The sequence below is a fragment of the Streptomyces sp. NPDC058195 genome, from assembly GCF_042883525.1.
Taxonomy (GTDB): domain Bacteria; phylum Actinomycetota; class Actinomycetes; order Streptomycetales; family Streptomycetaceae; genus Streptomyces.
The window spans coordinates 45,282-59,444 of sequence record NZ_JBHVVM010000008.1 but is presented as its reverse complement, the minus strand read 5'-3'; the positions used below and the strand labels follow the sequence as shown (position 1 = coordinate 59,444).

Below are 14,163 nucleotides of genomic sequence, written 5' to 3'. Positions count from 1 at the left end.
CGTTCACAGCTGGGCACGATGGATTCGGTCGCGGACCATCAGGGCGGCTTGCTTGTCGGGGAGTTCCAGCTCCGCGGAGAAGCGGAAGCCTGCGCTCAGGAAGGCGGAGACGGACGGGGTGTTCCGCAGGTCGGGCTCGGCGACCACGCGCGCGCACCGGGGGCGTTGATCGAGCACGAGATCGGCGACGGCCCGCAGCAGGGTGGTGCCGATGCCATGGCCGCGGTCGTTCACAGCGCCGATGAGCAGGTGGATTCCGGTGTCGTGCGGGCGGGCCGGATAGTGGCGGGCCAGCGGGTCGAGATCCGCGCGGTAGATCTCCCAGTAGCTCATGGGGACGCCCCCGAGCACGCCGAGGCAGGGCACGCTGCGCCCGTCGCCGTCGAGCTGGGGGCGCAGATGGGCGGCCGTGACGGCCTCGGGCCCGGCGAGCCCCCAGAAGGCCGCGACCGCGGGGTCGTTCATCCAGCGGCTGAGTACGGCCAGATCGCGCTCCAGGCGTACGGGGACGAGCTGGAACACCCCGGCCGACGTGGCGACGGGGCGCCAGTCGGCCGGGCGGTCGAGCAGGTCGGAGCGGGCCGCCACCGGCTCCGGGCCGGTCCCCCGGTCCCGGTCGTTCGCGGTGTCCGGCGCGTCGTCGCCGAGCAGGGCGAGGAGTTCCCCGGGGAGTTCCAGGTCCAGGGTGTCGTCGGCGCCGGTGCCGGCCGGTGGTGCGGGGCCGGTTCCGGCGTCGGCAGACGCGTCGGCGGGAGCCACGGGGGCGTTCTCCTCTCGCGGTCGGACGGTGGTCGGCTGTCCCTCAGGCGTGCAGGGGGTTGGCCATGGTGATGTAGACGGACTGGGTGTCGACGGGGCCGACCAGCTCGTCCAGGCCGTGCATCCGGGTCAGCAGATTGGCCTTGCACCTCAGCTGGGGCTTTTCCAGCAGATGCGCGGGGAGCGGGGAGCCCAGGTCGGCGGCGGAGGCGAGGAACCGGCGGAAGGCCGCGAGCAGTACGCGCTCGTCGGCGAGCCGCTGGGCGCCGAACGCCCCGATCAGGCCGAACACATGGTTGATACCGAGGTAGTAGGCGAACCGCTCGTCGGTGACCGCGTCGGAGACGAAGGTGTCGCTCAGCGCCCCGATGCCGGGAAGGCGGTCCTCCAGAGCCGCGCGGTGGGACTCGCGGAAGTAGTAGCCCTGGTTGTCGCGGTACCGGCCGCCCACCGGCCACCCCTCGCGGTCCAGGATCACCAGGGTGTTCTGCTGGTGCGCTTCGAGGGCCACCCCGGCCCGGCCGTCGAGCCAGAGCACCGGGCGCACGACGCGGTCCAGGTAGCGCAGGAACCACTCGGCGGCCACCGCGCCGGTGCTCCGGCCGGTGGCGGCGGCCAGCCCGTGCACGGTCGCGGCGAGGCGTGTGTACACGCCCGTCCGGCCCGGCCAGGGGCGCGGCGCGGTCAGGGCCGCGATGCAGACGGCGTCGTCCAGCGGCCCGAACGGGTTGTGCCGGAGGATCACGTCGAGGCCCCGGACGGGGGCGCCGTCCGGGGCGTCGACGGCGAGCCATGCGGGGTCGCGGACGATGTCGAAGTCCGGGTGGGCGGCGTGCCACTCGGTGGCGAGCCCGCTGCGCAGCAGCCGGTGGACCTCGACGCCGCGATGGAGTTCCTTGCGGAGGTTCTCCCGGCGGGAGTTGGTGATGCGGACGCCCAGGGAGAGCTTGAGCATGACCTCGGCGCCGGGGCGGTGCACGGTGCGGACCGAGGAGGTGGGGTGCCAGCGCTCGCCGTACGGTCCCAGGTCGTGCAGCAGCCCGGCGTCGAGCAGGGCGGCAACCTCGGGACGGTGGCCCAGCTCGCGGGCCTGCCAGGGGTGGAGGGGCAGCGGTGCGGTGCCGTTCGGAAGTCGTAGCCCTTCGGCGTGGGCGGCGACCAGTTCCTCTGCGGGCAGCGGGCGTCCCTTGTCGGTCCAGGCGGAGTCGGTGGCCAGCAGGGACCGGTCGACGGCCATCCAGTGGAGCGGGAAGGAGCCGTGCGACTCGGGTGAGTAGAGCCGGGATTCGGCCTCGGAGAGTCCTTCGCGGCTCTTGGGGGTGGGGTGAAGGGGGTGGCCGAGCAGCAGGGACTGCTCGGCGGTGAGGAAGAGGTCGCCGCCAGCCGGGGCGCGCGGGTCGCGGCGCTGCTCGGCGACGAAGCCCGCGGTGCGCCGCACGGAGTCGGCCACCCGGGCCACCAGATCGGCGCCGTGGTCGCGGTCGGCCTCACGGCCCAGCAGGGCGGCGACGGTGACGGCGTCGGCGGGCGGTGCCCCTTCGGGCGCGCCTTCCAGGGAGGGCGGGCCGAAGCGGTGCCAGCCGGTGGCCGACCAGTGGTGGACGGGGGCGAGCAGGGCGGTTCCGCTGGCGGGGAGGGGGATGCGGAGCGTGCGCCCGTCCGGGCCGGACAGGCCGGTCTCCCGGACCCAGCACCGCAGCAGGTTCTCCGTGCCCGCCGTGTCGGCGGCCCGGTACGGGTCCGGGTGGTCGAGCGGGTCGGCCGGTGCCTCGCCGGGGAACGCGGCTCCGGTGGCGTGGCGCTCCTCGGGCGGGGCCGTCATCTGGCGCGGCACGACGGACTGTTCGAGGAAGAGCGGCCCGGCGGCCTTGGCCTGTCCTCGCGGCGGAGTGGGGGGAGCTCCGTCGGCGTGGGGGGTGGGGGTAGGGGTGGGGGTGGGGTTCACGGTGGTCTTTCTCGTGAGGGCGTCCGGGGTCAGCGGACCGACCCGGTCGTGATCCGGTGGTGCGGCGACCGCTCGGCGGCCGCCAGGGCGTCGGCGAGGCGGTCCACGACCGCCGTCGCCTGTTCGTCGGTGAGCGTCAGGGGCGGGAGGAGGCGTACGACGGCGGAGTGGCGTCCGCCGATCTCGACGATGAGCCCGCGGCGCAGGCACTCCTGCTGGACAGCGGCGGCGAGGGCGGGGGCGGGCGGGGGCTCGGGACCGTCGCCGGACGCGGCGGCGTCCGGGTCGACCAGCTCGATGCCGATCATCAGGCCGCGTCCGCGTACGTCGCCGATGGTGGGGTGGTCGGCGGCCAGCGCCCGGAGGCGGGCGAGCATGCGGGCGCCGAGGGTGGCGGCGCGCTCGGCGAGACGGTTCTCCCGTACGTAGGCGAGGGTGGCCGTACCGGCGGCCATCGCGAGCTGGTTGCCCCGGAAGGTGCCCGCGTGGGCACCGGGCCGCCAGGTGTCGAGTTCGGCCCGGTAGACGATCACGGCGAGCGGGAGGGAGCCGCCGATCGCCTTGGAGAGCACCATCACGTCGGGCACGATCCCGCTGTGCTCGACCGCCCAGAAGGCGCCGGTGCGGCCGACTCCGGTCTGGACCTCGTCGGCGATCAGCGGGACGGAGCGGGCCTCGGTGATCTCGCGCATCCGGCGCATCCACCCGTCCGGGGCCGGGTTCACCCCGCCCTCGCCCTGTACGGGTTCGAGGATCATCCCGGCTGGCAGCGGGGTGCCGGACTTGGGGTCGTCCAGGAGGTTCTCGGTCCACCGGGCGGCGATCTCGGCGCCGCGCTCCTTGCCGACGCCGAAGGGGCAGCGGTAGTCGAGCGGGAACGGCAGCCGTGTCACCGCCACGTTCTCGGCACCGCCGGACGCGGCGAGCGCCCCCGCCGTCATCCCGTGGTAGGCGCCGGTGAAGGCGAACAGGCCACTGCGCCCGGTAGCGCCGCGGACCAGCTTGAAGGCCGCCTCGACCGCGTCGGTGCCCGCAGGTCCGCAGAACTGGATCCGGGCGTTCTCCGCGAACCGCCGGGGCAGGGTGGCGAACAGCTCCGTGGTGAAGGCGTCCTTGACCGGGGTGGCGAGATCGAGCACGTGCAGCGGGGCGCCCGAGTCGATCACCTTCTTGATCGCCTCCAGGACGACCGGGTGGTTGTGCCCGAGCGCCAGGGTGCCCGCGCCGGACAGGCAGTCGAGGTACCGCTTCCCGTCCGCGCCCTCGATGGTCAGTCCGCGGGCCCGTACCGGCACGATCGGCAAAGAGCGGGCGTAGGTACGGGCCGCGGATTCTCGCAGGGACTGGCGGCGCAGAATCCCTTCGTGCACCGACGGCGCTGCCACCGGGGCTGATTCGGTCACGGCCACGGCTTTCGGTCCTCCTGCTGTAACGGTTGTGTTGCACATCGGCCCGTCGACGCGCGGACGAGGTGCGGGGATGAACACGGTTCCCGGCTCTCCCGCACGTACCAACGACGCCGAACGCGGCGGATCACGGGTAAATCGGAAGATCCTTGCGGCGGCGGAACCGCGGACCTGCCGGTCACCGTCCCCATCGGCACCGGCATAGTGGGGGCCGCACAGGAATCCGGACACGCATCCGGCCGTCCACGGGGTGTTCGGAGCGGTCGGCTCGGAGCTCCGCCGAAGTGCTGTACCGAAGTGTTGAGTTACGGAAGTCCCAGGGGGATCACCACATGCGACTCGTTCGACCGGATCTCGCCGTACGCCAGGGGAGGGCGCGCCGCCGCCCGGTGCTCGCCGTGGCCGCCGTGGCCGCGGTCCTCGCGCTGACCGCCACCGCCTGCGGGCCCGAGGAGGAGGCCGCGAGCAACGCGCCGGGCGCGTCCGCCGGTCAGTCCCAGGACGGCGAGATCAAGATTCCCGACGACCTGAAGAACCGTCTCAAGGAACACGGGATCGATCTCGACCAGTGGAAGAACGGCGAGTGGAAGAACTGGGACAAGGAGACCTGGCTGCGTGAGGCCAAGGACTTCGTCAACCCGATCATCGAGGACCTCTGGAACCCGGACCGTATGCGGGACGCGGACAAGTCCCCCGAGAAGCCGGTCGACAACGACATCTCCGGCGATGTGGGTGTGACGGACCCGACGCCGGTGCCGGTCCGTGCCACGAACGTCGCGACGCCTTACCACGACAGCGCCCCCGCCTCCGGGAAGCTGCTCTTCGACAGCCCCGAGGGCACCATGGTCTGCTCCGCGACCGTGGTCACGGACCCGGCGCACCCCGGGAAGTCCAACCTGGTGTGGACCGCCGGGCACTGCGTGCACGCGGGCAAGAAGGGCGGCTGGTACCGCAACATCGCCTTCGTTCCGTCCTACAACAACCAGGGCCTGTCGGCGGCCGGCCTGGAGAAGGCGACCAAGGAACAGATCGCCCCCTACGGCGTGTGGTGGGGCACCTGGGCGCAGACGTCCGACCAGTGGATCTCGCAGGGCTCCTCGATGGGCGGGCAGGGCGCGCCGTACGACTTCGCGGTGCTGCACGTGACGCCGGAGAAGGGCGCCACGGGCAAGTCCCTGGAGGAGACGGTCGGTTCGGCACTGCCCGTCGATTTCAACGCCCCGGCCGTGCCGAAGATCGCCGGCATGACGGCGACCGGCTTCCCGGCGGCCCCGCCGTACGACGGCCAGAAGGCGTTCCAGTGCAAGGACAGGCCGGGGCGGCTCTCGCTGACCGCGCAGGACCCGACGATGTACCGGATCGGCTGCACCATGACCGGTGGTTCGTCCGGCGGCGGCTGGGTCGCCGCGGGCCAGGACGGCAAGCCCGCACTGGTCTCGAACACCTCCATCGGCCCGGTGACCGCAGGCTGGCTGGCCGGTCCGCGCCTCGGCGACGTGGCCAAGGGCGTCTACGAATCGGTGAGCAAGAAGTACGCGGGACAGTGACGCGGCACCGCCGTCCCCGCCCTCCCGGACGGATGTGACGGTACGCCAGGCCCCCGGCGCGCGGAAGTCGCGCCGGGGGCCTTCCGTTTGGCACGCGCGCCGTCGCGGCGCGGAGCATGCCCCGGGCCGTCGTAGGGTGGGCCCCTGCGTCGTCGGCGGCCACCCGTCCGGCCGTCGATCCGCATGACAAGTTCATGGCAATTCAGGTTATTCAGGGGGAATCCGTTCCATGCGATCCATACGTCCACTGCTCGCCGCGACCGGCCTCGTCGCCGCGCTCGCGCTGACGGCGACGGCCTGTGGCCCCGAGGAGGACGACGCGGCCGGCAAGCCCGCGGCCGACGCCTCGGCCGGTCACGACACCGCCGGTTCGCTGCCCGACGGGCTGGCCGAGACGTTGAAGAAGCACGGCGTCGACCCGGAGAAGTGGAAGAACGGCGCGTGGAAGAAGTGGGACAAGGAGACCTGGCTGCGTGAGGCCAAGGACTTCGTCAACCCGGTCATCGAAGGGCTGTGGGAGCCCGAGCGGATGAAGTCGGCCAAGGACCCGGCGAAGACGATGGCGGCCGGTGACGTCACCGGCGGCCAGGGCGTCTCCGACCCGGAGCCCGAACCGGTGCGGGCGGAGCGCGAGAAGACGCCGTACCACAACTACGCGGCCCCGGTCGGCAAGGTGTTCTTCGACTCCCCCGAGGGCTCGATGGTCTGCTCGGGCACAGTCGTCAAGGACCCGGAGAACCCGGGGAAGTCCAACCTCGTGTGGACCGCCGGGCACTGCGTGCACGCCGGTTCGAAGGGCGGCTGGTACCGCAACATCGTCTTCGTGCCCGCGTACAACGACAAGGGCAAGTCCGCCGCCGCCCTGCAGAACGCACAGCCGCAGGAGGTCGCCCCGTACGGTGCGTACTGGGCGGACTGGGCGACCACGTCCGGGGAGTGGATCAACGACGGCGGCCCCACCGGCGGCGAGGGCGCTCCCTACGACTACGCGGTGCTGCACGTGAAGCCGGAGCGGGGCACCAAGTCGCTGGAGGAGACCGTGGGCAACGCCCTGGAGGTCGAGTTCAACGCCCCCCAGGCCACGCGGATCAGCGCCATGGGGGCCTGGGGCTACCCGGCCGCTCCCCCGTACGACGGACTGATCATGCACAAGTGCGTCGACCGTCCCGGGCGGCTCTCGGTCAGCCCGGACACCCCGGCGATGTACCGCATCGGCTGCACCATGACCGGCGGTTCGTCCGGCGGCGGCTGGTTCATCGCGGGTGGCGACGGCAAGTCCGTGCTGGTCTCCAACACCTCGATCGGCCCGGTGACCTCGGGCTGGCTCGCCGGGCCCCAGCTGGGCCCGGGGGCGAAGGCCGCCTTCGACGCCACGATCAAGCGGTTCGCCGGCCGGTAGAACGCGCGCCGCACAGCCCGAAGGCCCGCCCCCGGCCGGGGGCGGGCCTTCGGTCCGCTCTCGCGTCGCCGCGGCAGGCGGTCAGTGCGCCACGGCGACGAACGAGGAGAGCTCGGCCGCCAGCTCCTCGTGCACCCGCGCCCTGATCAAGGTGCCCTCCGAGGTGTGCTCCTCGGAGACCATCTCGCCCTCGGCGTGCACCCGGGAGATCAGTCCTCCCTGGATGTACGGCACGAGCGCCTCGATCTCGACCGACGGCCTCGGCAGCTCCGTGTCGATGAGCTGGAGCAGCTCGTCGATCCCGGCACCGGTGCGCGCCGAGACGGCGATGGCGTGCTTCTCGATGCGCAGCAGCTGCTGGAGCACCAGCGGATCAGCCGCGTCCGCCTTGTTGATCACCACGATCTCGGGCACGTCCACCGCGCCGACCTCGCGGATCACCTCGCGCACCGCGGCGAGCTGCTCCTCCGGCGCCGGATGGGAGCCATCCACCACGTGCAGGATCAGGTCGGAGTCGCCGACCTCCTCCATCGTGGAGCGGAACGCCTCGACGATGTGGTGCGGCAGATGCCGTACGAACCCGACGGTGTCGGCCAGGGTGTAGAGCCGTCCGCTCGGCGTCTCGGCCCGGCGCACGGTCGGGTCGAGGGTGGCGAACAGCGCGTTCTCCACCAGGACGCCCGCCCCGGTCAGCCGGTTGAGCAAGGAGGACTTGCCCGCGTTGGTGTATCCGGCGATGGCGACCGACGGCACCTTGTTGCGCCTGCGCTCCTGGCGCTTGATCTCGCGGCTGGTCTTCAGCTCCGCGATCTCCCGGCGCATCTTCGCCATCTTCTCGCGGATCCGGCGCCGGTCCGTCTCGATCTTGGTCTCTCCGGGACCACGGGTGGCCATGCCCCCGCCGCCGCTGGAACCGCCGCCGCCCATCTGACGGGAGAGCGACTGACCCCAGCCGCGCAGCCGCGGCAGCATGTACTGCATCTGGGCCAGCGAGACCTGTGCCTTGCCCTCGCGGGACTTGGCGTGCTGGGCGAAGATGTCGAGGATCAGGGCGGTCCGGTCGACCACCTTGACCTTGACGACGTCTTCCAGGTGGATCAGCTGGCCGGGGCTGAGCTCACCGTCGCAGACGACGGTGTCGGCCCCGGATTCAAGGACGATGTCACGCAGCTCCAGCGCCTTGCCCGAGCCGATGTAGGTGGCCGGGTCGGGCTTGTCGCGGCGCTGGAAGACGGCGTCGAGCACCTGGGCGCCCGCCGTCTCCGCCAGTGCGGCCAGCTCCGCGAGGGAGTTCTCCGCGTCACGCACGGTCCCCGAGGTCCAGACACCGACCAGCACCACGCGCTCCAGGCGCAGCTGCCGGTACTCGACTTCGGTGACGTCCTCGAGCTCGGTGGAGAGCCCGGCCACACGCCGCAGCGCGGCGCGCTCGGAGCGGTCGAGCTGCTCGCCGTCCCGCTCTCCGTCGATCTCGTGGCTCCAGGCGACGTCCTCTTCCATCAGGGCGTCGGCCCGAAGGCTCTCGGTGAGGCTCTCGGTCATGTTCTCCGTAGCGCTCTGCGCGTCCTGCGCGTCCTGGGGAAGGGAAGAAGAGGAGGTCATTGGATCCTTACGTCGTTGGAAATCCGCTACATCAGTCACAACGCGTGACCCCTTCCAAAGATTCCCGACGGGGTTCTCCGGTCCGGCCGCCGCGGCGACCCGTCGATAGTGACACGCGCCACCGTCGCCAGTCATCCGGGTTTACTGCTGCCCCGCGGGGGCGGCGCTGCGCCAGTCCGGGTGTCCCGGCATAGGCGGCGTCTTCGTCCCGTACAGCCAGGCGTCGAGGAACGTGGTCAGGTCGCGGCCCGCCGCCCGCGACGCCAGGCGGACGAAGTCCGCGGTGCCGGCGTCGCCGTCCCGGTGCCTGCGCACCCAGCTCCGCTCCAGCCGGCCGAAGGCGCGCTCGCCGATCTCCTGGCGCAGTGCGTAGAGCACCAGCGCGCTGCCGTCGTACACCACCGGCCGGAACAGGCTGATCTTGTCCCCGGGGGCCGGGGCGTCGGGGCGGGCCGGGGGGCCGCCCGCGGCGCGCCAGCCGTCGGACAGGGTGTAGGCCGTGCGCATCCGGCTCTGCAGGGTCGGGCCGCCGTGCTCCTCGGCGTAGCGGGCCTCGTACCAGGTGGCGTGTCCCTCGTTCTGCCACACGTCGGACCAGCGCCGGGGCGCCACGCTGTCGCCGAACCACTGGTGGGCCAGCTCGTGCACCATGATCGAGTCGAGGTACCAGTCGGGGTAGCCGCTTTCGAGGAAGAGGGCCCGCTCGAACAGCGAGAGTGTCTGGGTCTCCAGCTCGAAGCCGGTACGGGTGTCCGCGACGAGCAGCCCGTACGTCTCGAAGGGGTAGCGGCCGACCTGTTCCTCCATCCATTCCAGCTGGGCGGGGGTTCTGCTCAGCCGGGGTTCGAGGCGCTCGCGGTCGGCGGCGGGCACCACGTCGCGTACCGGCAGTCCGTGCGGGCCGGTCCGGCGCAGGACGGCGGAGCGCCCGATGGAGACCTGGGCCAGTTCGGTGGCCATGGGGTGGGCGGTGCGGTAGGTCCAGGTGGTGTCGGTGCCGTGCCGGACCTCCCGGGTGGGAAACCCGTTGGCCACCACGGTGAGGTCGCGCGGGGCGGTGACCCGGAAGGTGAAGTACGCCTTGTCGGAGGGATGGTCGTTGCTGGGGAAGACCCGGTGCGCGGCGTCGGCCTGATTGGCCATCGCCAGCCCGTCGGCGGTGCGCACCCAGCCGCCGCTGTCCGCGGGGCCGGTCGGGTCGCTGGTGTGGTGGACGGTGATCCGCACCGGCACTCCGGCGGGGAGTCTGCTCGGCGGCTGGATGACCAGGTCCTCGTTCGTGACGGCGTATTCGGCGCGCAGGCCGTTGACGTCGACGGAGCGGACGGTGCCCCGGGTGAAGTCGAGGTTGATCCGGTCCAGCGGCTCGGTGGTCCGCGCGTCGATCCTGGTGACGGCGTCCAGTGGCTTGTTGTTGTCGCCGTGGTAGACGAACGCGATGTCGTAGGCGCGGACGTCGTAGCCGGGGTTGCCGAGCTCGGGGAAGAGCGGATCGCCGATGCCGAGCGGCACGGGCGAGGGGAGGGTGGCTGCGACCAGGGTGGCGGATGCGGCGGCCAGCAGAGCGGCCCGCAGGCGGCGGGAGATGAACGGCATGGACTACCGCTATCAGCGACATCCCGCCGGACGGACGCGGCGCGCGCGCCGCGCCACCCGAATGAGAGCGCTGGGACGGACGGCGCCGGGCCGGCGGGGTCAGACAGGGCGGTGGGCGCGGCTCACGTCGTACACCCCGGGCACCTCGCGCATGGCGCGCATCAGGGCGGGCAGTCCGGCCGCGTCAGGCAGCTGCAGGGTGTAGGTGTGGCGGACCCGCTGCTGGCTGGGGGGCTCCACGGTGGCGGAGATGATCGCGGCTTCCGCGGTGGCGATCGCTTCGGTGAGGTCGGCGAGGAGCCGGGGGCGTCCGAAGGACTCGGCGACCAGGGTCACCCGGCACTCGGTGGCCTCGCCCCAGCTCACCGCGACCGGTGTCCGTCCGGCGGACCGCATCCGGGTGACGGTGGAGCACGCCGGGCGGTGCACGGTGACCGTGCCGCCGTGCACGACGAATCCGGTGATGGCGTCGGGGGGCACGGGGGTGCAGCAGCCCGCCAGTCGTACGGGAGCGTCCGGCCGCCCGGTCACGGTGGGCGCGGTACCGGCGGGTTCGGCGGAGGCGGTCCTGGCGTGGCTGTGCGGCGGCTGTCCGGTCCCGGTCCGTGCGGGACGGCCGCCGTGCGGGCTCCGGGTGTCCTCGGGGTGGGTGTCCAGCCAGCCGCTGATGGCGATGCGGGCGGCGGGAGTGCGGGCATGGTCGAGCCAGTCGGGCGAGGGGCCGGACGCGGCGTCCTCGGCGAGCAGCGGCTGGACGGTGTCGCCGTCGTGGAGCACGGTGCCGAGGGTGGCCAGACGGCCGTTGACCCGGGCGCCGATGCAGTGGTGGGCCGCGTCACCGTGCTGCGCGTAGGCGGCGTCGACACAGCTGGCTCCGGCGGGCAGCCCGAGCGTGCCGCCGTCGGTCCGGAAGACCGTGATCTCACGGTCCTGGGCGAGGTCGGCGCGGAGCGTGGTCCAGAAGGTGTCGGGGTCCGGGGCGGACTGCTGCCATTCGAGGAGCCGCGAGAGCCAGCCGGGGCGGGTGGGGTCGGCGCGCTCCCCGTCGGCGGGTTCGGTGGCCTGGGGTGCGGGGGTGCCGTCGGAGGCGTACGGATTGCCGAGGGCGATGACCCCGGCCTCGGCGACCTTGTGCATGCGGTGGGTGCGGATGAGGATCTCGGCGACCGCCCCGTCCGCGCCGACGACAGCGGTGTGCAGGGACTGGTACAGGTTGAACTTGGGGGCGGCGATGAAGTCCTTGAACTCGGAGATCACCGGCGTGAAACAGGTGTGCAGCTCGCCGAGCACGGCGTAGCAGTCGGCGTCCTCGCCGACGAGCACCAGCAGTCGGCCGAAGTCGGTGCCGCGCAGTTCGCCGCGCTTGACGCCGACGCGGTGCACGGAGACGAAGTGGCGCGGCCGGATGAGGACGTCGGCCGTGATTCCGGCCTCCCGCAGCACCGCCGTGACATGTCCGGTGATGGCGGTGAGCGGGTCCTGACGGGCCGTCGCGGACCCGTCCTGACGGGCCGTCGCGGCGGCGATCAGCGCGCGCGTCCGCTCGTACTCCTCGGGGTGGAGGATGGCGAAGACCAGGTCCTCCAGCTCGGTCTTGAGTGCCTGCACGCCGAGCCGTTCGGCCAGCGGGATCAGTACGTCGCGGGTGACCTTGGCGATCCTGGCCTGTTTCTCGGGGCGCATCACGCCGAGGGTGCGCATGTTGTGCAGCCGGTCGGCGAGTTTGATCGACATGACCCGGACGTCGTCGCCGGTGGCGACCAGCATCTTGCGGAAGGTCTCCGGTTCGGCGGCCGCCCCGTAGTCGACCTTCTCCAGCTTGGTGACGCCGTCGACGAGATAGCGGACCTCGTCCCCGAACTGCTCCTGGACCTGATCGAGGGTCACATCGGTGTCCTCGACGGTGTCGTGGAGGAGCGAGGCGGTGAGCGTCGTCGTCTCGGCGCCGAGCTGGGCGAGGATCAGTGTGACCGCGAGCGGGTGCGTGATGTACGGCTCGCCGCTCTTGCGCATCTGGCCGCGGTGCGAGGACTCGGCGAGTACGTACGCCCGGTGCAGGATCGAGAGGTCGGCGTCCGGGTGGTGGGCCCGGTGGGTCTCGGCCACATGGCCGATGGCGTCGGGAAGGCGGTCGCGGGAGGCGGGGCCGCGCAGGGCGACGCGGCCGAGCCTGCGCAGGTCGATCCGGGGACGAGCCCGTCTGCGGATGGGAGCACCTGGGCTGGCGGCCTCTGCACTCATGGGTGGGCACCTCCGGCGACGTCGACCGGCGGTGGGAGGGCGCGGTCGCGCCTCCGGGCCGGTGCTTGATGCTATCGAGCCCACCACGTGGCGGAGTGCCGCTCTCGCCCAGCGTGAAACGGATCACCCATTCGAGCGAAGCTTCACGGGCCGTCGTGTGGTCCGGACCGGGCCCGCGCGCGCCGTCTGCTAGCTGGTCAGCGTCTCGGACCAGGCGGGGTCGAGACGGCCCTCGGCAACGATCTCGGCCGGGCCGGTCATCTCGATCTCGCCGTCGGGCCGCTCGGTGATCACGAGCGTGCCGCCGGGCAGGTCGACGGTGTACGTGACGGGGGTACCGGTCAGCGCGGGGTCGGCGCCGTCCCGCCGGGCCGCGGCGACGGCCACGGCGCAGGCGCCCGTGCCGCAGGAGCGGGTCTCGCCGGAGCCGCGCTCGTGCACCCGCATGGCGACGTGGCGCGGCCCGCGGTCCACCACGAATTCGATGTTCACGCCCTCGGGGTAGACCGCCGCGGGGCTGAAGGGCGGCACGGAGAGCAGGTCCCCGGCGTGCGCCAGGTCCTCGACGAAGGCGACCGCGTGGGGGTTGCCCATGTTCACGTTGCGGGCGGCCCAGCTGCGGCCGTCGAGGCTGACCGTGACCCCGTCCTCGGACAGCAGCGCGCGCCCCATGGAGACCGTGATGGCGCCGTCCTTGGCGATGTGGACCCGCTTCACACCGCCCCGGGTCGCCACGGCGAGGTCGCCCGCCCCGGCGTGTCCGGCGCGCTGGAGGTAGCCGGCGAAGACTCGCACGCCGTTGCCGCACATCTCGGCGATCGAACCGTCGGCGTTGCGGTAGTCCATGAACCACTCGGCCTCGTCCGCCATGCCCCGCGCCTCCGGGTGAGCGGCGGACCGCACGACGCGCAGCAGGCCGTCGCCGCCGATACCGGCGCGGCGGTCGCAGAGCCGGGCGACCGCGGACGCGGGCAGGTCGAGGGCGTTGTCCGGGTCGGGGATGATCACGAAGTCGTTCTCGGTGCCGTGACCCTTGAGGAAGGCGATCTGCGAGGTGCTCACAGAGCAACTGTACGAAACGGAGGCGGCCTGTGCCCGGGCCGGGCCGCCGGATCCCCGGTGGGGGCCGTGGCGCCGGTCAGCGCAGCCGGGCCACGCGCCAGATCGCCAGCGCGACCAGCGTGCCGCAGGCGACCACGTACAGGGCGATCACCCGCCAGTCGGACCGCTCGCCTGATCCCCGCTGCGGCAGACCCGGCCAGGTGTAGCCCACCCGGCGGGCGGCCATCATGCCCCAGCCCGCGGCGCAGCAGCTGATCAGGAGGCCCAGCATGGCCACGACCGCGCCGCCGTCGCCGAACTCGAAGGCGAGCGGGAAGGCGAACATCAGCGAGCCCACCGCGGCGAGCATGACGATCGGGGCGAGCTGCCAGATGCGCAGCCGCCGCGCGGGCCGCAGCTCGACCTCGACCTCAGGGGTCACTTCGAGCTCGTCCGGCCCGTCGGGGCTCAGACGATCCGCTCCGTGCAACGCGTCCGGCGCGTCCTGCTCTGTGTCGCGAGGGCCGGCCTCCATCGCCACGCGCCCTCCCAACTCGGACTCCACTGGTCGATCGATGCTCGATGATGGCACGCTCCGGGGCACCGAAATGACGGGCAGAGCTTCCC

The 14,163-nt window shown here is 72.5% G+C and carries 10 protein-coding genes; 2 read left to right on the top strand and 8 right to left on the bottom strand.

Annotation, left to right across the window (positions count from 1 at the left end; all coding sequences use genetic code 11):
- Positions 1-3: 3 nt before the first annotated feature.
- The 3 genes from ACFVWY_RS12615 to ACFVWY_RS12605 are packed head-to-tail and all read right to left on the bottom strand — an operon-like array spanning position 4 to position 4,113.
- Positions 4-759 (bottom strand): GNAT family N-acetyltransferase, encoded by a 756-nt coding sequence (locus ACFVWY_RS12615; protein WP_389870479.1) that lies wholly within the window; start codon positions 757-759, stop codon positions 4-6.
- Positions 760-802: 43 nt separating this feature from the next.
- Entirely contained in the window at positions 803-2,704 is a 1,902-nt protein-coding gene (locus ACFVWY_RS12610) for an IucA/IucC family protein (RefSeq protein ID WP_389870476.1), read from the bottom strand.
- A gap of 29 nt (positions 2,705-2,733) precedes the next feature.
- On the bottom strand, positions 2,734-4,113 hold the full coding sequence (locus tag ACFVWY_RS12605; RefSeq protein WP_389870474.1) for a diaminobutyrate--2-oxoglutarate transaminase family protein: 1,380 nt from the start codon (positions 4,111-4,113) through the stop codon (positions 2,734-2,736).
- A gap of 329 nt (positions 4,114-4,442) precedes the next feature.
- On the opposite strand from ACFVWY_RS12605, the gene ACFVWY_RS12600 reads away from it, so the two are divergent.
- Positions 4,443-5,657 (top strand): trypsin-like serine peptidase, encoded by a 1,215-nt coding sequence (locus ACFVWY_RS12600; protein ID WP_389870472.1) that lies wholly within the window; start codon positions 4,443-4,445, stop codon positions 5,655-5,657.
- A 229-nt stretch (positions 5,658-5,886) separates the two neighbouring features.
- Positions 5,887-7,056 (top strand): trypsin-like serine peptidase, encoded by a 1,170-nt coding sequence (locus ACFVWY_RS12595; RefSeq protein ID WP_389870469.1) that lies wholly within the window; start codon positions 5,887-5,889, stop codon positions 7,054-7,056.
- A gap of 81 nt (positions 7,057-7,137) precedes the next feature.
- On the opposite strand, the gene hflX is transcribed toward ACFVWY_RS12595, so the two are convergent.
- The 5 genes from hflX to ACFVWY_RS12570 all read right to left on the bottom strand — a co-directional run bounded on the left by hflX (position 7,138) and on the right by ACFVWY_RS12570 (position 14,071).
- A complete protein-coding gene (hflX, locus tag ACFVWY_RS12590) occupies positions 7,138-8,658 on the bottom strand; it encodes a GTPase HflX (RefSeq protein WP_389870467.1) in 1,521 nt (506 codons plus the stop codon).
- A gap of 141 nt (positions 8,659-8,799) precedes the next feature.
- The gene (locus ACFVWY_RS12585; protein ID WP_389870465.1) at positions 8,800-10,254 is read right to left on the bottom strand and encodes a M1 family metallopeptidase; all 1,455 of its coding nucleotides are present in this window, start codon (positions 10,252-10,254) and stop codon (positions 8,800-8,802) included.
- A gap of 99 nt (positions 10,255-10,353) precedes the next feature.
- Complete coding sequence (locus ACFVWY_RS12580) at positions 10,354-12,495, bottom strand: RelA/SpoT family protein (RefSeq protein WP_389870463.1); 2,142 nt, start codon at positions 12,493-12,495, stop codon at positions 10,354-10,356.
- A gap of 189 nt (positions 12,496-12,684) precedes the next feature.
- Entirely contained in the window at positions 12,685-13,557 is an 873-nt protein-coding gene (gene dapF, locus ACFVWY_RS12575; protein ID WP_389870460.1) for a diaminopimelate epimerase, read from the bottom strand.
- Positions 13,558-13,633: 76 nt separating this feature from the next.
- Positions 13,634-14,071, bottom strand: a complete 438-nt coding sequence (locus ACFVWY_RS12570) for a hypothetical protein (RefSeq protein WP_389870914.1) — start codon at positions 14,069-14,071, stop codon at positions 13,634-13,636.
- Between the last annotated feature and the right edge of the window lie 92 nt (positions 14,072-14,163).